This window comes from Paenibacillus salivarius (assembly GCF_051307165.1).
Classification (GTDB): domain Bacteria; phylum Bacillota; class Bacilli; order Paenibacillales; family Paenibacillaceae; genus Fontibacillus.
The window spans coordinates 1,389,745-1,408,695 of record NZ_CP195592.1 but is presented as its reverse complement, the minus strand read 5'-3'; the positions used below and the strand labels follow the sequence as shown (position 1 = coordinate 1,408,695).

General features: G+C 51.6%; 20 protein-coding genes. 5 read left to right on the top strand and 15 right to left on the bottom strand.

Going from position 1 to position 18,951, the window contains the following annotated elements:
- Positions 1-996 (bottom strand): glycosyltransferase, encoded by a 996-nt coding sequence (locus ACSFXJ_RS06255; RefSeq protein ID WP_435924343.1) that lies wholly within the window; start codon positions 994-996, stop codon positions 1-3.
- Between the two features lie 274 nt (positions 997-1,270).
- On the opposite strand from ACSFXJ_RS06255, the gene ACSFXJ_RS06250 reads away from it, so the two are divergent.
- The gene (locus ACSFXJ_RS06250; protein ID WP_435924342.1) at positions 1,271-2,197 is read left to right on the top strand and encodes a DUF4855 domain-containing protein; all 927 of its coding nucleotides are present in this window, start codon (positions 1,271-1,273) and stop codon (positions 2,195-2,197) included.
- Between the two features lie 121 nt (positions 2,198-2,318).
- On the opposite strand, the gene ACSFXJ_RS06245 is transcribed toward ACSFXJ_RS06250, so the two are convergent.
- The 7 genes from ACSFXJ_RS06245 to ACSFXJ_RS06215 all read right to left on the bottom strand — a co-directional run bounded on the left by ACSFXJ_RS06245 (position 2,319) and on the right by ACSFXJ_RS06215 (position 8,617).
- On the bottom strand, positions 2,319-2,729 hold the full coding sequence (locus ACSFXJ_RS06245) for a hypothetical protein (RefSeq protein WP_435924341.1): 411 nt from the start codon (positions 2,727-2,729) through the stop codon (positions 2,319-2,321).
- Positions 2,730-2,754: 25 nt separating this feature from the next.
- Entirely contained in the window at positions 2,755-3,744 is a 990-nt protein-coding gene (locus ACSFXJ_RS06240; RefSeq protein ID WP_435924340.1) for a glycosyltransferase family 4 protein, read from the bottom strand.
- The gene (locus tag ACSFXJ_RS06235; RefSeq protein ID WP_435924339.1) at positions 3,741-4,700 is read right to left on the bottom strand and encodes an NAD-dependent epimerase/dehydratase family protein; all 960 of its coding nucleotides are present in this window, start codon (positions 4,698-4,700) and stop codon (positions 3,741-3,743) included. Before ACSFXJ_RS06235 ends, ACSFXJ_RS06240 begins: the two co-directional genes overlap by 4 nt.
- The gene (locus ACSFXJ_RS06230) at positions 4,697-5,764 is read right to left on the bottom strand and encodes a Gfo/Idh/MocA family protein (RefSeq protein ID WP_435924338.1); all 1,068 of its coding nucleotides are present in this window, start codon (positions 5,762-5,764) and stop codon (positions 4,697-4,699) included. The genes ACSFXJ_RS06235 and ACSFXJ_RS06230 overlap by 4 nt, the downstream gene beginning before the upstream one ends.
- Positions 5,761-6,873 (bottom strand): DegT/DnrJ/EryC1/StrS family aminotransferase, encoded by a 1,113-nt coding sequence (locus ACSFXJ_RS06225; RefSeq protein WP_435924337.1) that lies wholly within the window; start codon positions 6,871-6,873, stop codon positions 5,761-5,763. The genes ACSFXJ_RS06230 and ACSFXJ_RS06225 overlap by 4 nt, the downstream gene beginning before the upstream one ends.
- Positions 6,870-7,874, bottom strand: a complete 1,005-nt coding sequence (locus ACSFXJ_RS06220) for a CgeB family protein (RefSeq protein WP_435924336.1) — start codon at positions 7,872-7,874, stop codon at positions 6,870-6,872. The genes ACSFXJ_RS06225 and ACSFXJ_RS06220 overlap by 4 nt, the downstream gene beginning before the upstream one ends.
- A 233-nt stretch (positions 7,875-8,107) precedes the next feature.
- Positions 8,108-8,617 (bottom strand): hypothetical protein, encoded by a 510-nt coding sequence (locus tag ACSFXJ_RS06215; RefSeq protein WP_435924335.1) that lies wholly within the window; start codon positions 8,615-8,617, stop codon positions 8,108-8,110.
- Between the two features lie 200 nt (positions 8,618-8,817).
- Between ACSFXJ_RS06215 and rfbG the strand changes: the two genes are divergently transcribed.
- From rfbG to ACSFXJ_RS06195, 4 genes are read left to right on the top strand one after another with little or no spacing between them, the layout of a single operon-like run.
- Positions 8,818-10,497 (top strand): CDP-glucose 4,6-dehydratase, encoded by a 1,680-nt coding sequence (rfbG, locus tag ACSFXJ_RS06210; RefSeq protein WP_435924334.1) that lies wholly within the window; start codon positions 8,818-8,820, stop codon positions 10,495-10,497.
- 2 nt (positions 10,498-10,499) lie between these two features.
- Entirely contained in the window at positions 10,500-11,267 is a 768-nt protein-coding gene (locus tag ACSFXJ_RS06205) for a glycosyltransferase family 2 protein (RefSeq protein WP_435924333.1), read from the top strand.
- Between the two features lie 25 nt (positions 11,268-11,292).
- The gene (locus tag ACSFXJ_RS06200; RefSeq protein WP_435924332.1) at positions 11,293-11,967 is read left to right on the top strand and encodes a GNAT family N-acetyltransferase; all 675 of its coding nucleotides are present in this window, start codon (positions 11,293-11,295) and stop codon (positions 11,965-11,967) included.
- A gap of 14 nt (positions 11,968-11,981) precedes the next feature.
- Entirely contained in the window at positions 11,982-13,115 is a 1,134-nt protein-coding gene (locus ACSFXJ_RS06195; RefSeq protein ID WP_435924331.1) for a DegT/DnrJ/EryC1/StrS family aminotransferase, read from the top strand.
- A gap of 164 nt (positions 13,116-13,279) precedes the next feature.
- Here the strand turns inward: ACSFXJ_RS06195 and rfbF are convergent, their stop codons facing one another.
- The 7 genes from rfbF to ACSFXJ_RS06160 form a co-directional block, all read right to left on the bottom strand.
- Positions 13,280-14,050, bottom strand: coding sequence for a glucose-1-phosphate cytidylyltransferase (gene rfbF / locus ACSFXJ_RS06190; protein ID WP_435924330.1), 771 nt, complete (start codon positions 14,048-14,050; stop codon positions 13,280-13,282).
- A gap of 163 nt (positions 14,051-14,213) precedes the next feature.
- A complete protein-coding gene (locus tag ACSFXJ_RS06185) occupies positions 14,214-15,389 on the bottom strand; it encodes a CgeB family protein (protein ID WP_435924329.1) in 1,176 nt (391 codons plus the stop codon).
- A 24-nt stretch (positions 15,390-15,413) separates the two neighbouring features.
- Positions 15,414-16,490 (bottom strand): CgeB family protein, encoded by a 1,077-nt coding sequence (locus ACSFXJ_RS06180; protein WP_435925688.1) that lies wholly within the window; start codon positions 16,488-16,490, stop codon positions 15,414-15,416.
- Positions 16,491-17,504: 1,014 nt separating this feature from the next.
- Complete coding sequence (locus ACSFXJ_RS06175) at positions 17,505-17,858, bottom strand: hypothetical protein (protein WP_435924328.1); 354 nt, start codon at positions 17,856-17,858, stop codon at positions 17,505-17,507.
- A gap of 1 nt (position 17,859) precedes the next feature.
- Positions 17,860-18,168 (bottom strand): hypothetical protein, encoded by a 309-nt coding sequence (locus tag ACSFXJ_RS06170; protein WP_435924327.1) that lies wholly within the window; start codon positions 18,166-18,168, stop codon positions 17,860-17,862.
- Positions 18,165-18,515, bottom strand: a complete 351-nt coding sequence (locus ACSFXJ_RS06165) for a restriction endonuclease subunit S (RefSeq protein ID WP_435924326.1) — start codon at positions 18,513-18,515, stop codon at positions 18,165-18,167. Before ACSFXJ_RS06165 ends, ACSFXJ_RS06170 begins: the two co-directional genes overlap by 4 nt.
- A gap of 37 nt (positions 18,516-18,552) precedes the next feature.
- Positions 18,553-18,840: a nucleoside-diphosphate sugar epimerase gene (locus ACSFXJ_RS06160; RefSeq protein ID WP_435924325.1), complete on the bottom strand. Its 288-nt coding sequence runs from the start codon at positions 18,838-18,840 to the stop codon at positions 18,553-18,555.
- Positions 18,841-18,951: the final 111 nt, after the last annotated feature.

Below are 18,951 nucleotides of genomic sequence, written 5' to 3'. Positions count from 1 at the left end.
CTACTCTCCCCCCTTTACGCTTTGATAAATGTCCAGCAGCTTGGGAATGATGAAATTTACGCTATGGTACTTCTCCACATAATGGCGCCCCGCCACACCGAGGTTAAATCTTGCTTCCGGGTTATCGATCAGCGTGGAAAGCACGGATTTGATGTTATCCGGATTCGCCACCACGATCGGCAGCTCAGGCGGAAACTTTGCCTTTACGTCGTCCCTTACAAAAGCAACAACCGGTTTCCCCATTGCCATCGCTTCAACGCTCAACATGCCGTAAGTTCCGCACAAAATCTGATCAACGATAATATCCGCCGTCAAGTAGGCTTTCATCGCTTGCTGATGGCTCATTTTCTCGATAGCACGGTACTCGAACGTCTTTGTCCCCTTCAACTCCTCGATAGCTTTTTCCACGTATTCGGAACCTTTGAATTCCCGGTTTGTGGGAGCATGGATAATGACGGGATTCCGGTTATCCTTGGCGGGATAAGCGAATGGGATTTCTTCATGCCTGCAAGCCAGGGGAAGAACGTGAACATGCTCGTAATAATCCGCGACATGCGGATAGAGCTCATAATCCTGAACAATGGCATGTTTGATATACTTGCTCGAAAATAAAAGATTTTGATGAATCCGCTCATCGGGAAAATAACTGGGGGGAACAGGGTAAGGATTGAGCAGGGCGGTGGTCCTTTTGGAGCGGACATCATTGCCCCAATGGTGCATGATCATCTTTTTTCCGTTCGCATGCAGGAGAGGCAAGTCGAAATTGTTGGCCAGAAAAGTATTTCCGTTATGGAAATGGATCACGTCCGCATGCCCGGCAATCGGATCCACGATTCGGATTAATTCGTAAGCATCCGTAATGTTGATTCCGCCATTGTAATTCAAATAGCTGAGGAACCAGTTAAAACCGCAGGATTCATGTCCCGCCAGCCGAAGCCCATTCACGATGGTCTGCATTTGACCCGCGATTTCGGTCGGCGCATGAACGATCTTCATATTGCTCCTCCCCTCGAATAAATGACTGCATCCTTCCGACATTATGATTTATTCATTTATAGAGACGGTTGCCAGTGCTCAGGACAAAATTGGATTTTCGTCTAGGTCAATCCTATTTCTGAAAACATACTATTTATTGTTAAAAGAACAAAAACCATTATGGCTGGAGTGTGAAAAAATGATTCCTGCGTCGGCTGTTGGGTATTTATCACCGCAGGCCTATCAGTTAAAAAACCAGGTATGCATGATACCGTGCGGAGATTTATTGAACGAAATGCCTCTGACTTGGAAGGAAGATCAATTGCGCTATTACACGAATTACGTGTTGAACGGCCAGCCGATAGACAACATGTTCAAGGGGTTCATTTTCAACGGGATCCGTACAAGAGATAACAACCATTTCATGTACCCGCTGTATGTCGGCTTCGGCGATCCTTCGGATAAAAACGACTGGCTGGAGTGGATCGACACCCTCTTCGCTCCCGATGCCAACCTGACTGCCCTACACCGGCTTGCCAAGGGAGACAAACTGGATGTTTGGGTATCCATTCCTTATCCGCACCAATTTCAAAAGGCTTTCGGAGAAGTGCAGGGACGCAACCTGAATTTTTCGTCGAATATCGACCGCTTTGCGGCGATCGTCTGGTGGATCGACCAATTCAATGCAAAATGGAACCAGAGAACCGATTTGCACGACAAACTGGACTTCAGAGGATTTTTATGGCAAAGGGAATCCATCATTCCGCAAACCAATGACGAAGACCTTGTGAAATGGGTAAACGGGGCGATCGCCTCCCGGAATCAGCTCAGCATGTGGCTGCCCAACTATGGAGCCAACGGGGTGATTCAATGGCACAAGCTCGGTTTTCACGTCGTGGCATTAAACCCAAACTATACGGGGAATACCAGCTACAATACCAGTTGGATTCAAAATTCGTCGGGATTCGCGAAATTCTATCATCTGGGGACTCAAATTACTTTCGGAAAAGGCATGATTTACAGCGACTCACATCATCTCGATTACTTTAATTTCGGGCTCCCGGAAAAGCAAAACTATATGACCAACTCGTTCCTTGTCTATCAATTTCCGAACCAGACCCTCGAATCGGTATATAAAGAGAGGGTTACCGAGTACATCCGGCTTTACACGTTCGTTAAGGGGATCTACCAGAGGGTCAATTATCCAGGGATCGTTTATTAATAAAAAGGGCGGGGCAGCAACGGCTGTCCGCCTTTTTTTGCATGAAAAAGGGCTGCCTGAAGGCAAGCGGTTCTTCCGCTTCACTTCAAGCAGCCCTTCCCGTGCGATGCGCCTTAAGGAATCAAATGGTGGAGACAAGCAAATAAGGGGGATCCTCCAGCAAAAAGGAGGCGGCATCGTCGGATTCCAAGCTTACGTAAACCCCGTGATTGTCTATGCTGCCAAACCGCCAAGGTTTAGACAACCGGGTCACATCGAACCCGCCTTGCATGCCCCCCGAAATCAGGACAAAATCTTTGATTTCCGTGCAAGACGGCCGGGCCGTCCATATATGTTGTTCGTCCCAGCCCTGTTGGATCTCCCGCAGATGAAGCTTTCCCGTGGCAGGAGCGCTGACGGGCACGATCAGATTCATGGACAGGACTTCCATGTCTTCGGGAATGACCGCAATATTAAAAGACACGAACATCTCTTTCCCATGGACAGAGTAACGGTTCGGAATAAACAACATCGATTTTTCCAACGTGTTCATCGGTAAACCTCCGATCTCATTTCATTTATGACGGCAGATTGGCATACACTTCTTCCACTTGATTCACGACGACATCCTTGGCGTGATATTTTTCCGCATATGCTCTGCCCTTTCTCCCCAGATCCTCATAAAGAGACGGGTTTTCCAAAAACACCTGAATGGCGGTAACGACGTTATCCGGATTGGCGTTCATGATCGGAAGCTCGGCAGGGAACTTCTCGACCAAATCGCTTCGGATATAGGTAATCACAGGTTTGCCGAGCGCCATCGCTTCCACACTGAGCAAGCCGTAAGAACCGCACCGAATCTGGTCGACGACCAGATCGGCCTCGCGGTACATCCGAATCGCCTGCTCATGGTTCAATTTTTCGATCCGTTTATATTCGAAGTCATAGGACTTTTTCAGCTCTTGAATGGCCGCCTCGATGGCCGCCGTTCCTTTGAAATCCCGCTGCGTCGGGGCGTGCACGATCAGCGGCCGCTTGATCCTCCCGCCCGGATAAGCCGGCGTAAACGGGGCCAGATCGATGGAGATTGGAATGACATGAACTTTTTTGTAATAAGGCCGCACATAATCGTAAACTTCATAATCCTGCACGATGGCTTCATCGATATACTTGGATATTTCGGTCAAGCGCCGGTCGATCACTTCGTTGGGAGGAGAGTCGCCCGTAAAGACGTAAGGGTTGTTTTCCCGTGCCTGCTCATGAAAACGGACGTCGTTGCCCCAATGGTGCATGACCATTTTTTTGCCTTTTTCCTTAATAATTTCCAAATCTTTATATCCGCTCAGCAGGCTTGTCGCGTAATGAAAATGAAATACGTCGTAAAAATTGATAAGATGGTGGCTCGTGCTCCCCAGTTCCTCGATCGTCGTGTTGATCAAATGATCCCGATACCCCAAGTAGGTATGATACGTGTTATAGCCCGTGGCAAGGTGTCCTCTCTTTTTCAATTCGCCGCACATAATGCCCATTTGCCCGGCAATTTCCAGCGTTCCGTGAAAGATCCTCATTCCGGCGGCTTCCCTCCTTTTCTCCACTGTTCCGTCTTTCTGAGACCGGATACGAGATCCACCTGCGGCCTCCATCCAAGCTTTTCCTGCAACATCCTGGAATCCAAAGATCTGCGGTGGACGACGTCCACCTTTCGCTTCGGTTTCCAGTCAATATCCGTTACGGACTGACCGGCCATTTCGGAGATCAGTTCCGCGAGCCGGGCCACGGTCGTCTCCGTCCCTGTCCCGACATTAAAGACGTTGCCGATCGCCTCCGGAAGCACTGCCGCGGCCAACAGCGCATCGATCGCATCGTCGATGTAGGTGTAATCGCGCGTTTGCGTCCCGTCCCCGAAGATGGTGAAAGGTTTCCCAAGCTCCGCCTCTTCAAAAAATTTGGCAACGACCCCGCAATACGGATTCGTCGTCAATTGGCCGGGACCGTAAACATTCGACAACCGCAGCACCGAAACCGGCAGCCGATGCATCTTGAAGTAAACCTGGCAATAATGCTCCATGGAAAATTTGCTCGCCGCGTATGGGACCGTTGTTTGATACCATCCCTCGGGAGTCGGAAATTGTTCGGCATTCCCGTAAACCGATGCCGTGGACGTATAAACGAACCGCTGCAAATCCGGGCATAACCGCTTCGCCTTTTTGAGCAACAAATAGCCCCCGTACAAGTTGACATGGTAGTCGTCGTCCATATTTTCCGCGGACATCACGAGGTTTCTGCAGGCCAGGTGAAAAATATGGGCCGTTCCGGGAAGCACCCGTTCCAACAGTTCTTCGTTAACATAAGACGTCTCATAAAAGGTAATCCGGTCCGAAGAAGGAACGTTCTCGCGCCGGCTTGTCGAACAATCGTCAATCACCGTAATATGTTCTGAAATGGGAAGAAGTCTAAGCAGAAGCTGGGAACCAATGAACCCGGCCCCCCCGGTCACCAGCACCCGGCCAAAAGTATAGCTCATAATCCAACCTCCAGATCGGACATCATTTCCGTACGAAAAGATGTTAATGGGATTGGCACACTGCGGCCTTTCAGCGCCGAATCGTATAAGGCGAAGATCAACTCCAGCGCCTTTTTGCCTTCCTTCGCATCTAGCAGTCCTACTACCGCTCCATTTTCTGCCGCCTCGATAAACCGTTTGTACATTCTCACATGCTCCTCCCCGGCATGGTCCATAACCGGTTCGGGGACTTCCGGATCCGCAAACGACCACTTGCGGATTTCATCCAGGCGGATGCCACCGATACTTACCGTTCCTTTTTCCCCGAACAAGGTAATGCCATTGTCGTAATTGCCCGGATAAGTCACGGTGTTGGCTTCTATGATCCCGATCGCGCCCCCTTGGAAATTCACGACGCCCGCAGCGACATCCTCGGTTTCCTTCATAAGCAAGCCCCGTTGCAAGCTCCCGTAAATCCTCTCGCCATCTCCCAAATACCACTGCAAAAGATCGATAAGATGAATTCCTTGATTCAGCAGCATCCCGCCGTCCTGTTTCCAAGTCCCCCGCCAAGGGGCCGCTTCATAATAGGCGGCGGACCGCTGCAGCCTCATCGATACGACTCCGAGATACAATTTCCCCATCGCTCCCGAATCGATCAAATCCTTCACCTGGGTCATTACCTTTTTGTATCTTAATTGATGGCACACTTGCACGATGACCCCATGCTTTTGGGCAAGGCTGATGATTTCATCCGCGTCTGCCAAGGATAACGCCATCGGTTTCTCAAGCAAGACATGCTTTCCGCTGCGGATGGCCTCGTTCGCGAGCTTGGCATGCAAAGCCGATGGGGTCGCGATGATGACAGCCTGAACCTGCGGGTCCTGAAGCAACTGTCCCATTTCGGTATACTTGGCTATCTCGCCCTTATTCCCGGATAATGTAGCATATTCTTCCTCAGCCGCAACCATGCGTTCCGGCTGAACATCAAACAGCGCGGCAAGCTCCGCGCCTTCGCATGCGGCCAGGGACCGGATATGCCGATCGGAAATTCTTCCGCAGCCGACCAAACCGAATTTGATCATGGCCGGGTTTCCCCTTTCGCAGTGCGTAAAGCGGCGATCACTTGATCCTGCTCCTCTTCGTAAAGGAAAGCGCCTATAGGCAGGGCAAAAAGTTGTTCGGACAGACGCTCGGCAACCGGAAAATCACCGGGACCGTAATTGAGATGCGCATAGACTTCCTGTAAATGAAGAGGACGAGGGTAGTACACACCCGACTGAATGTTTTGGTGTTGAAGAGCTTCCAGCAACTTTTCCCTCTGCGCAGACTCCACACAAAACAAGTGGTAAATGTGCGTCCGGTCTCCCTGTTCCGGAGAAATCGCAAGAAACGGAAGTTCCTTCAGCGCCTCGCGATATCGTCCGGCCAGACGCATCCGTTCTTTGTTCCAGTCGTCGATTTTCGTCAGGGCAATGCGGAGGATGGCCGCATGGAGTTCGTCCAAACGGCTGTTATAACCGAGGGTGGTATGATAGTATTTCTTGTCGCTGCCGTGCTGGCGAAGAAGCCGAAGCCGCCGGGCAAGCTCATCGTCGGAAGTGACGATCAATCCGCCGTCGCCGACGGTGCCCAAATTTTTGGTCGGAAAAAACGAAAAGCAGGCCGCATGGCCGATGCTTCCGACGCGGCGACCCTTATATTCCGCGCCGAACGCCTGGCACGCATCTTCGATGACCTTCAGGCCGTGGCGATCCGCGATATCCATGATTTCATCCATATCGGCGGATTGGCCGAACAAATGAACCGGAATGATCGCTTTCGTGGCGGGCGTTATTTTTTCTTCAATACGGGCGGGGTCTATGCAGTAGGTGTCCGGATCAATATCGGCGAATACCGGCACGGCCCCGACGCGGGATATCGCTTCCGCCGAAGCGAAAAACGTAAACGGGGTCGTGATCACCTCGTCCCCGGGGCCGATTCCGAGGGCGTCCAATGTCAGCACCAAGGCATCCGTGCCGTTGGCAACCCCGACCGCATGGGAACCCCCCAAATAGCCTGAAATTTCGCTCTCCAGCTTTTTGACGTTCGGGCCCAGCACATATTTCCCGGATTCGATGGTTTCCGTAATTGCCGCCACCATTTCGGGCAGAATCGATTGAAATTGACGGGCAAGCGGTACTAATTCAATCATAGAACGATACCTCTCTTTTCCTTTATATATTGTTCAACGCCAGGCCAAACGCGTCTCAACTCGCCGGAAAACGTATGTCTTGACAACACTTTTTCTCTTGCCCGGCGGCCGATGGCGGTACGTTTCTCGGGATGCTTCAAATAGTGCCGGGCAAGCTCCAATGTCTCGTCGGGCCCCGACGTAAACACGATCTCTTTTTCGTGCTCGAACAGCCCTTCCAACTCTTCCGTCCGGCTGGCAATCATGAATGCGCCGCAGCCGAGAATTTCAAACGTACGCTGGGTAACCTGGTCCCTGGCATTCTGCACGCCAAGCATAATTTTGCTGTCATGATAGATCCCCGCCGTTCTTTTATACGGCAGAAATCCGTGGATGCAGGAGGCCGGAAGAGCCATGCCAAATTCCCGTTTGAGCAGCGAAGCGTTTTCCCTCCAGTTACCGCCCCAAACATGAACGTCCTCCGGTGAAGCGACCAGCGGAAACAACAGCTCCTTCAAGCTGTCATAACGGTACGTCTTCGTCTCCAGGTGCGTCGTTCCGACAAAAGCGATGTCATACCGCTCCGTCCCTGCGGCCGGCTTCCCCGGGAAAAGGCGCGGATTAAAAGCAAAGTTCAGAAACTCGGACGCCATCCCCATGTCTCTGTACAGGGAGACGCAATCGGGATGAATCGTCCAGACGAGGTCGGGTTTCAGCCGCCGAACCGCTTTTTGCGACAGCCTTTCGAAATGGATTTTGTCTTCCGTAGCCCAATAGATTTGGAGCATGCCGTATTTCTCGCACCAGTCGGGAATGACTTCCAAAGGAAACTCGGCCATCGGTTTGTCATAGCCGACCGTAATCAGAATCTCCGGCCGAAAGTAGGCAATCGCCGCTTCGATTTCCCGCCGGTTCCAGGACGACTGATAATGCAGTTTGTGGCCGTGCTGGCTTAAGGCGTCACCCAGGCTGTTGATATAGCATGACAGATGATTCAAAAAAAAGATTCTTCGCGCTTCCAAACACGTTCTCTCCTCCCGTCAAGCCCCTTTATCTGCGATATGTTCGACTACATTACCTTATGGCATGAGCCGTGGAATGGCACGGCAGGCGCACAAATACGAGCCATAAAATTCGGGCGCATGCAATGCTTGCGGCTCCGTAAGCGGGAACTTAATCCGAACAAGCCATCAATAAAAAAGGACCTCTCGCAAGGGCATGAGCACCTTTCGAGAGGACCTCCCGTATCAAACCGTTACAAGCGAATCTGACTTTGATTTCTCAGCAGGTTCTGCAAATTGCCGAGAAGCGCGTTACCATTCAGATTGAATGATCCCGCAAAGTTGCCGAGAACCGAGCTGAGCTGGTTGTAGAATGGGCGAATTGCGGAAAGCGCCGTTTCCGGGTTCACGTTCGGATCTCTGATCAGATTGTGAATGTTGTTCAGTTGGCTCGTAAGATCGTTCAGAATTTGCGGGCTGAAACCGGCTGCAGCCAAAGGTGAGCTTGCCGATTCTTCGCGAGCCGCGGACGCAAGCGCAGTGCTAAGCTCTCTTCTTTGTTCGTCATCCAGGTTCAGCGCATTCATCTGCTGTTGGAATTGGGCCAACGATTGCGAATCGCCACCGCCGTTTTGGACTGCTTCTGTATTCGATTGAAGTTCCCCGAGTATTCTGAACAATTTACCGACCGGATGATTTTCGTTCTGTACATATCCTTGCAGCATCGTAGAAATCTGCTGCAGTCTGATTTCCAAATCATTCATCCGTAATCCCTCCTTTCTCGCTGCTATTCTATGCATAAAACAGCCTCGTGCTTGGATGAATACATATTTTTTAAATTTAATAGTCCCGTAGTTTTTTGCCAGGTTCGTGGGGCTTCTCTACACCATATGATGCCTATGAACGATCAGCTATCTTCATTTATTTGAACAATAATCAGTACATGGAAGGGAGGAAACAAGGAATGGCGCTCGAAAAGCCGGAACCGTCACCCGGCTTCTGGAAAGGGAAAAAGGTGTTTTTAACCGGGCATACGGGGTTCAAGGGTACCTGGCTAAGTCTGTGGCTGCACTCCATGGGCGCACAGGTTACCGGATATTCGCTTAAGCCTGCCACCGAGCCCAGCATTTACGAGATTTGCCGCATGGATGATATAATCACTTCTTTTTATAGTGATGTCCGCGACCTCGATGCCTTAACGGCCGCGCTGTGCAAAACGGATCCGGATATCGTCATTCATATGGCCGCCCAGCCGCTTGTCCGGGAGTCTTATGACGACCCGGTCGCCACGTTTGACGTCAATATTATGGGAACGGTCCACCTGCTGGAAGCGGTAAGGCAGGCCATCGAGCGCGGGTCGGAGGTCTCGGCCGTCATCAATGTCACGTCCGATAAGTGTTACGACAACCGGGAGTGGGCGTACGGGTACCGCGAAACCGACCGACTGGGCGGTGCAGATCCCTATTCCGGCAGCAAGGCCGGATCGGAGATCGTTACCGATAGTTACCGGCGTGCCTTCTTTCACCCTTCGGGTTCCTCCGAACCGATCGTTCCGATTGCCACCGCGAGAGCCGGCAACGTCATCGGCGGGGGGGACTGGAGCAAGGACCGTCTGATTCCGGACGGGATCCGGGCCATATTGGAGAAGCAGCCGATCCGGCTGCGTTATCCGAAGGCCATCCGTCCATGGCAGCACGTTCTCGAGCCATTGTCGGGATATCTGCTGCTGGCTCAAAAGCTGACGGAATCCAAAGCTCCATTTGCGCGGGGCTGGAATTTCGGACCGGACTATGCAAGCTCGGCTTCCGTCGAAAAGCTTGCGGGCATTCTGTGCGAGGAATGGGGAGAAGGAGCCTCGTTCACCAGCGAATTGAACGAAGCCAATCCCCATGAAGCCATGTACCTGAACCTGGACAGCTCCATGGCCAGACAGGAACTTGGCTGGCGGCCGCGCTGGAGTCTCCGCCCCGCCGTAGCCCAAACCGTGGCTTGGTACAAAGCCTGGCACCTGAAAGAAGACATGAGAGCATTCAGCCTCCGGCAAATCAATGAATATTCGAAAGGGGGGGAGGGCAGGATGATCATTCAGCCTTGCAAACTGCAGGGGGTTTACGAAATCATCCTCCGTCCCAATCATGATCACCGCGGACATTTTACGCGCATCTATGACCGGAAGATTTTTAAGGAGCATGGGTTGACAGGAGATTGGGTCCAAGAAAACCGGTCTTACTCGCAAAGAAAAGGCACGATTCGCGGACTGCACTTGCAGCACGAACCTTACTCGGAGACCAAGCTCGTTCGGGTCACCCGGGGAGCGATCTTTGATGTGTTCGTCGATCTGCGGCCCGGATCCCCGACCTACGGTCAATGGGACTCCATTTTGCTGACGGAAAACAACCATCGGATGGTATATATCGGCAAAGGCTACGCCCATGGTTTCTGTGCGCTGACCGACGATTGCGAGGTCGTCTATAAAGTCGACCAGCCTTATGCTCCGCAGCATGAAGGCGGCGTCATTTGGAATGACGAAAGCCTGCGTATCACCTGGCCCATTCTGAAACCGGTCATTTCGGAAAGGGACCTTTCCCTTCCTTCGCTTGATGAATTCAAACGGATTCAGGCGCAAAAAACAAAGGAGAGATGATAATGAACCCCTTGGTTAGTATTTTGATCCCGACCCATAACCGTCCGCATTATTTCGAGCAGGCTTTGGCCAGCGCGTTGATGCAAACTTATCCCAATATCGAAATTGTCGTCAGCGACAACAGCACGAACGATTTGACGGAGCAAATCGTCGCAAAACACCGGTCGCACCCCCGGGGCTCGGCGATCCGCTATTATCGCAACTCGGAGAACATCGGCCCGCTCCCCAACCAGCAGCGAATCCTTAATCTTGCCAACGGCGAGTATATCAACTATTTAAACGACGATGATCTGTTCCACCCCCGCAAAATCGAAATTATGATGCGCCATATTCTCAGCCACACCAATGTCGTTCTCGTTACTTCCCAAAGAAGGGTCATCGACAGCAAAGGCAAACGCATCTTCGTCCCGCCACTGGGCACTTTCAAGCTTGTTCGTCCCGTGGATACGGTGATTGACGGCCGAGTATTGACCCGGGAAATGCTTCAAGACCAAACCAACTATATCGGCGAACCGACGACGGCTCTGTTCCGCAGAAGGGACCTTCTTGAGCCTTTCGGCGTGCTCGCCGGCAAACAGGTGCTGTTTGCGGTGGATATGGCTACCTGGTTCAGCCTGATGACCCGCGGCCATGCGATCTATCTCGTTCAACCGCTGAGCTACCTGCGCTTCCATTCCGAGCAATTGTCCCAATCAAAGTATGCGCAAAAGATTGCCGAATTGGATCACAAAGTTTTTGAAAGATTCGCCAAGCTGAACGGTTACGCTTAAAGCGAAACGGAAGGGATTGTTCAAAATGAGTGAAATATTGCGGACTCTAAAACAAACCCCCGCAAGTTCCATTGACTCCAGCTGCATCCCGATCCCCGTCAAGGGCAAGATCCGCGGCAGATTACGGCCGATTACGTTCGATACGCTCCAAAATAGGGACGAAATCATAGCGATGGCCGAATGGAGAGAAGCTTACTCCGAATGGTTCGCGACCCGTTTTCCGGTGTCCGAGGAAAGTACCCGCCGATGGCTGGAACATGTGCTCCACGATGATCAGCGGATCTTATTCTTTGTGGATGACGAAGAAAACACCCCTGTGGGTCAAATCGGATTGTTTGATTACGACGAGGAAAAGAAGACATGCGAATTCGACAACCTGCTCCGGGGGAGAAAAGGGAAATTCGGCAACATCATGATTTACGCTTTGATTACCCTCGGCCTCTGGTCCATTGAAGCGCTTGACATTGAAGAGGGTTACCTCCACGTCTTTGCGGATAATCAGCGCGCCTTGCGCATGCACCGCGACTTGGGGGCCGAACAAATCAAGCGGGAGCCGCTGGTCCGAACGGAGGAAGACGGCGTGATCCGCTGGATTCCGGCGCCGCCGGGGACAAACACCCCTCCCGAGAGGGAAATGGTCACATCGAGAATCAAACGGGAGATGTTTTTGAAGTTATTTAAACAAAATGATACAAATTGAAAGGCGGGTCGGACATGAAAGTCAGACTGTTTAAACCTTCCGTCGGCAAGGAGGAACTGGAAAGCATCCAGGATTCGTTTACCAGCGCATGGCTTGGTTTGGGTCCGAAGGTAACGGAATTCGAACGCCGCTGGAGCGGATATATCGGCGCCAAAGCGTCGGTAGGGGTCAACTCCTGCACGGCCGCCCTTCATCTTGCTCTGTCCGCTTACCGGTTTCCGGAAGGAAAAAAAGTGCTTGTTCCCGCCCTGACCTTTGCGGCAACAGCGATGGCGGTCCTGTACAACCGGCTGATCCCGGTCTTTGTCGATGTCGATGAGAAGACCCTCGGCATCAGTCTCGAGGACCTGGAAAGAAAAGTCGACAAGGATTGCGTCGCCGTGATGCCGGTTCATTTCGGCGGCCATCCGGTGCCGATGGACGATCTCGTCGCATGGGCGAAATCGCGGGGGCTTAAAGTCATCGAAGATTGCGCCCACACGGCCGGCGGCAAATATAAAGGCAAGCCGCTGGGAACTTGGGGGGATATCGGCTGCTTTAGCTTTGAAGAGAAAAAGTGCATGACGACCGGGGACGGAGGAATGATCTCCTCCGACGACGCCGAATTGCTGAAGCCGCTCCGGCATTCCCGGTGGATCGGCATCAACAAAGACACCTGGGTTCGTTACGAAGAAGCGGAGCTGGGGAATCCGGATACGAACGGCTGGTATTACGAAATTTCGGATATCGGCTATAAATATAATATGAATGATTTGATGGCATCGATCGGTCTCGTTCAACTGCAAAAGCTTGACGGCATGAACCGGCGGAGAGAACGGATCATCGGGGAATATCTGGAGTCCATGAAGGACCTGGATTACATCCGCCCCGCGATCCCTTATCATTTACAGGACTCCTCTTACTGGGCTTTTATCGTGCGGGTACAGGACAGGGAACGCTTTATTACCCACATGCAGGCTCAAGGGGTGTCGACGGGGGTTCACTATATGCCGCTACCGATGCAACCTTTGTTCATGAAGTATGACGCAGGGGATACCCCGGTGGCGGAATCCGTCTGGAAACAGCTGGTTACGCTCCCGCTGTTCCCCGATTTGACGGACCAAGAAGTCGAATACGTGAATGAAAGTATTCGATCCTACGACGCATAAACGCAAAAAAAAGCGCGGATTCCGAAGGGGACAATGTCCCCGGAACCCGCGCTTTTTCTTGTTGGAACGAAACTTGAAGCGGGTCAGAACTTGATCTTCAAATACAGAAACCGCCGTAAGACACCTTGCCATCAAAGTGTCATTACAGCGGTTCTTATCGCTCCTTACCATACTTTCCAAGAAGCTTTCCCGGAGTCCCAAAGGGACTGCAGGTGGTTTTTATCCCGCAATGTATCCATCGCATACCAGAAGCCGTCATGCCTGTAAGCGCGAAGCTGTCCGCCCGAGGCAAGATTGATGAGCGGCTCCTGTTCAAAAACCGTGGTATCGTCCGTCAAATAATCGAAAACCTCAGGCTGCAATACAAAAAATCCTCCGTTTACCCACTTGCCGTCGCCTTTCATTTTCTCGTTGAACTGATTGACGGTTCCGTCTTCCTCGATCGAAAGCGCGCCAAATCTGCCTGCGGGCTGTACGGCGGTTACGGTGGCCAGCTTGCCGTGGGACTTGTGGAATGCCTCGAGATCCTTCAAAGGAACATCGCATACCCCGTCGCCGTAAGTCAGCATAAAAGGCTCGTCGCCGACATACGGCCGTATCCGTTTGATTCTTCCACCCGTCATCGTCTCGCTGCCCGTATCGACCAGAGTCACCTTCCACGGCTCGGCCTGCGTATTATAAAACCTGGAGTTTCCGCTTGGATATTCAAAGGTCACATCGGAATGATTGCGCAAATAATTAGCGAAATACTCCTTGACGACTTCTCCCTTATATCCAAGGCAGATGATGAACTCGTTGTACCCGTAATGGCTGTAAATTTTCATGATATGCCAAAGTATCGGCCTACCGCCGATCTCGACCATCGGCTTTGGCTTGGTTTGGGTCTCTTCGCTGATCCGGGTGCCCAGCCCTCCCGCCAATATGACAACTTTCATGAGCATTCTCCGTTCTATAAAGAGGTTTGGAAGAAGTATACGATATTATATGTGACGTCTACCGCTTTGACAGGTACAGCTATAGTACGGGCATTATCATATATTTGAGAGTGCTATATAAGTCCGATTCTTCCGTTCCTCTTTATGGAGAGTGTCGGCGGGATTAACCGAAGACGACCGATAAAAGTTCGTTCAATCTGTGGGCATACGTATGTTCGCGCAAAGTCCGGTCCAACGCGCGGAGCACAATATCGCGGCGCTCTTTTTCATGGTTCAGATAAAAGTCGATCTTTCCAAGCAACTCCTCCTGCGAACCGAAGGTCTCTATTTCTACGCCGGGCGTATAAAATCTGGCCAGGTCGCTGCGGGCGTCCACGATTTGCAGCGTGCCGCTGGCCGCGATTTCGAACGTTCTCGGATTCGGGGACAACGCTTCGATCATCGCGGAGTTGATATTTACCGAAGCATCGTTGAATGACCGGTGCAAATTGATCGCTATTTTGCTGCTGCTGTAAATCTCCGACGTCTCTTGAGGGCCCATCCATTTATCCATTTCCACTCTGCCGGGGTAAGTGCCGGGCTCAAACAGGCGATCCCACCAAAAGCCGTTGATGTAAAGCCCCCGATCCATCATATCGTTGATGATCGGTCTGAAGAAGTCGACCCGGTTCCAGAAGGCGCTGCCGACAAAGGAGATATTGCGCGGGTTTGCCGCCCGGTCGCGAAGCGGCCGGTAATAGCCGGTATAAGCGGCGAAAGGAAGGTAATGGACATTTGCGCAACCCTTTTGCCGGTAAAAATCAACGCAACTCAATTCCAATGTAAAAATATAATCGTAATGCATCACGAGTTTCTCGGTAACGTCCGTATAATAGGGATCATCCGTCAGCCAGAGCGCCGTTCTGATCCCCATTCCCCGGATTTCGTCGACTTGCTCGAGAGGCAAATTCCACCCGTCCAGCGCCAGTACCAGATCGGGTCTGAGCTCGGCGGCCAGTTGGGCGACGGGCTGAGATGGATTCGCGACCGTAACGGTGGCGGCAAGGGAACGAAGGGTTTCTTGGATCCCTTCATCAACCGGCGAATATGGAAACTCTTTGCCTGAAGTGATATACATGACATGAATTTGCCTTAACGGAAAGACAGGGGCCGGCCTGCTCGCCAATACATCCATTCTCCCGCGCAAATATCCTTCGTCGAAGCCTTCCTGAAAGCCGGCCGTTCTGCCTAGCTGCCTTGTCGGTGCGGCTTTCGGAGCAGGTACTGCCGCTCTCGGCTGTCTTGTTCTCAGAGCCTTTTTTCTTGCGGTTTCTGCCTCGCGATATTGTTTCGCCAACATTTCCACTCTCCTTGGAGGATTTCCTTATTTTACGACGGCAAGCATTCGTGCAACACGATCATTGTAGGTATGCCGTTCCCTCGTTGTCCGGAGCGATCTCCAGGCCATCTCGACACGCTCCTGCTCATGCGCCAAATAATATTCAATTTTTTGCTTCAGTTCTTCCGCCGAGCCAAATGTCTCAATGTCATAACCCGGCCGGTAATACCGCTGAAGATCCTCGCGAACATCCGTAATCTGCAGGGTGCCGCAGGCGGCGATTTCATAGGTGCGGGGATTGACCGAAAGGCCGGACAAATTGGCCGTATTCGCGTTATCCTGACCCGCTTCGGTAGGGCGGTGCATATTGATTACGATCTTCGCCCCGTTATAATAGATTCGGGTCTCTTCCGGCCCGACCCAACCTTCCCGAATATGCGGACCAAGCAGCCCCTGCTGCTGAAGTCTGCTCCATAGACCGCCGATGATCATGACCCTTTTTGTTGCCAGATAGGGGGCCAACTCATCGAATAAAGCGACGCGGTTCCAAAAGGCGCTTCCTATGAAGCAAATATCGGACTGATATGAACGGGGAGCCTCCATGGGAAGAAACATCTCCGGATCCGCCGCTAGAGGCAGGTAGTGAACCTCATTGCAGCCTCCTTCCCTGTAAAACGGAACGCAAGAGAGCTCGTGCGTAAAGACATAGTCATAGTGTCTCGCAAGCGGGAGCGACTGGTCGGTAAAATAGGGATCATCCACAAACCAGACCGCGGTGCGGATGCCCCGGCTGCGAATCAGGTCGATATGCTCGCTGTGCTCGGCGGGAAATACGTGCATGGCGTTCATGACCACCACGAGATCCGGATTGAATTGATCGGCTTTTTGCATCATTTCCTCAGGACTGGAGACCTCAAGCTCCCCGGCCATCGACCGAAGGGCGCGAATCATCCCATAATCGACGGATTCGAACCCCTGCTGCACATACAGGATGCGGAGATGCCCTTTTGGGGCATCGGCCGCCGGGGTTTGTTCCATGATTGCCTGGCACCCCCCATACCGGTACCCTTCGTTCCATCCCTGCCGATATGCGGCTTGCCGGGCAGATTTTTTAGCACGCATCGTTGCTCTGTTCACGGCATTCAATCCTATCTATGGGTTAATCTCTTGACTGTATAACTATATGCGGAGGGCTAATCCACCGGTAGGGATAAGTACCCTGTCGCGGCGTAAATTGGCGGATGTCCCGGTTTGTCCGGGGAGATGCCCGAAATTGAGCCTGTTAACGAAAAAAAACGCCTCGCGGCGTCTCCCTCTAACTCACGCTCAACCCTCCCTTATATGTTCATAAGCGGAGTTGTGATTTGTGTACGATATTTCATACAGAACTGCCCGTTTCTCGCCAAAACGCTGATTTGTGTACGATTTTTCATACAGAATTGCTCATTTCTCGCCAAAACGCGGATTTGTGTACGATATTTCGTACAGAATTGCCTGCTTCTCGCCAAAACGCGGAATTGTGTACGATATTTCATACAGAATTGCCTGCTTCTCGCCAAAACGCGGATTTGTGTACGATTTTTCATACAGAATTGCCTATATCTCGCCAAAACGCGGATTTGTGTACGATATTTCATACAGAATTGCCTGCTTCTCGCCAAAACGCGGATTTGTGTACGATATTTCATACAGAATTGCCCGTTTCTCGCTAAAATGCTGAATTGTGTACGATTTTTCATACAGAATTGCCTGTTTCCCGCTAAAATCCTGAATTGTGTACGATATTTCATACAGAATTGCCTGTTACTCGCTAAAACGCGGAATTGTGTACGATATTTCATACAGAACTGCCCGTTTCTCGCCAAAACGCGGATTTGTGTACGATTTTTCATACAGAACTGCCTGTTTCTCGCCAAAATGCTGAATTGTGTACGATATTTCATACAGAATTGCCTGCTACTCTCCAACCTGCAGGATATGTGCACGAAATATTTCATCCAAAATCGGCGCTAAAGGTCCCTAAAGAATAGACTGTGCTTGTCCCATTTATCACCTTATTTCCAATCAAAAACAGGACTCCCCCCCCTTGCGGGAAGAAGCCCTGTTTTACTCCGGAGAGCTAACCTGGATCCGCCTTTACTTGAACTCTTGCTGCTGATAAGCCAGCTTGTGCCCGTCTTCAAAGCCTTTGGCAAACCCGGCGTTAAAGCCTTCCTGATACGTTTCGTTATACCCCTCTTGAAAAAGGGCGTCCTGACCGACACCTTCGGGTACAGGGACGGGAACCGGCGTTTGGACTGCAGTCCTGCGCCGCCGGGCCGTACCTCTGCGTCTGACTTTCCCGCGGACAAGCCGTCTGTTGCGCAGCGTTTTCCGCCGCCCAGATCTCTTTTTGCCGTAGGTTAACTTAAGGCGTTTTCCCTTTCGTCCCGGCCGCTTGATCCCCCTTTTTCTTCCGCGAAGTGCTGAACGTCTTTTTTTCAGCGCCATTTCATTGATCAGCCTCCTCAATATTGGATTCGATAGCGACATCTTTTTCCGGATTAAGCCACGGGGCTGAAGGAGTCCCGGTGTTTAGCCGGTTCAGCTTAATATTCATCAACATCGACGCCATGGCTTGCTGATACCGAGTCATCCGGTCCACATGATGCGCCAGCGCAAGAGCCGTTTCTTCGGAATACCCCGACACGTCGGCGATGCTATCCAAGATCCGGGCTAATGCATTTTGGCTTCTTGAAATGGAGAGAATTACCTGGAGTTTGGCATCCCGTTCATTCCGGAGACTAGGTATCGGCATCATTTTTCCTTGTCTCCGTCACCGAATCCCGCGCCGCCGAACAAATCCCCGAAGCCGTCCGAACCATCTCCGCCGCCTTCGCTCGACGACAGCAGCGAGCGCAAATTGCTGCAAAGGCCGTTCGACATTTTGGTCAATCCTTCAATGATCTCCACGATTTCGTCATGGACCCCGATCGGTTTGGAAACCTGGCTTTCATGGTCCTCGAAGCTATTCGGATGCACATGATTCAAGCTCCAGTTCCTCACCTTTTCCGCTTCCACCGCCTTAGCTTCGAGAATCATCGACACATTCCATTGGATTTTGGCCATAGCGTCCAATATGTTGAGATATGCATGTTCCCTGCTCATTTCGTCACCTCCGGTTGGTTGCGCTTGTATCGCCTACTCACTCTTCCTCCGAGCCGTTTAACTCCTTCATGACATGCGTCAAATTTTCCGCCATGGCCTCCTGCAGATCGGCGATCGAATTCAAGTAGGATATCAGGCTTTTGTTGATGGATGACGAATTTTCCATCAAGCCCTCTACGCCTTCGAAATTCGGCTCTTGATCGGGAAGCGCGTTAACGATTTCTGACAGTCTGACGGTGACATGGCGCTCGGCGTCAATGACGCGGGCCAACTGCTGGTGCGAGTGCCCCATATGCATAATAATGTCCGTAATTTTCTGCTCCACTTTCCAGCCCCTCCATTTGACCTAAGAATCCGGACGTTTCATTGAATAAACCCGTAAACTCGTAAACCCGCAAAAACGCCCCGGCATTCTACTGGTTCAGCATATGCGGGG